This is a genomic window from Aphanothece microscopica RSMan92, from assembly GCF_046613545.2.
Classification (GTDB): Bacteria; Cyanobacteriota; Cyanobacteriia; order PCC-6307; family Cyanobiaceae; genus NIES-981.
In genome coordinates, this window is record NZ_JBKKKY020000589.1 from 1 (window position 1) to 425 (window position 425).

Below are 425 nucleotides of genomic sequence, written 5' to 3' on the forward strand. Positions count from 1 at the left end.
TGCAAAACAATGCCCGCATTCTTCAGGAAAAGCTGGAGACATTCAGGATACGCATTGAAAATCTCACCGTGCACCCAGGCCCGGTGGTTACCCAGTACGAATTTGTTCCAGCTGCCGGCATCAAGGTGTCTCAAATTGAGTCCCTTGGCGACGACATCGCCCTTGCACTCAAGGCCCCAGGCGTTCGCATTATTGCGCCTATCCCCGGCAGAGGAACCGTTGGGATCGAAATCCCCAACCATAACCCTGCACTGGTTCGATTCTCGTCCATCATCCGCAGCCCCAAGTATCACAATCCCGACATCAAGCTTCCCATTGCCATGGGAAAAACCGTTGTTGGCGAAGTGCTCTGTGCTGATCTTGCCAAGATGCCACACTTGCTCATTGCTGGCGCAACGGGCAAGGGTAAATCGGTTGGTATCAAC

General features: G+C 53.4%; 1 protein-coding gene. It reads left to right on the forward strand.

From position 1 onward, the window contains the following. A partial coding sequence (locus ACLD7X_RS19190; RefSeq protein ID WP_411425269.1) for a DNA translocase FtsK occupies positions 1–425 on the forward strand: 425 nt, incomplete at both ends.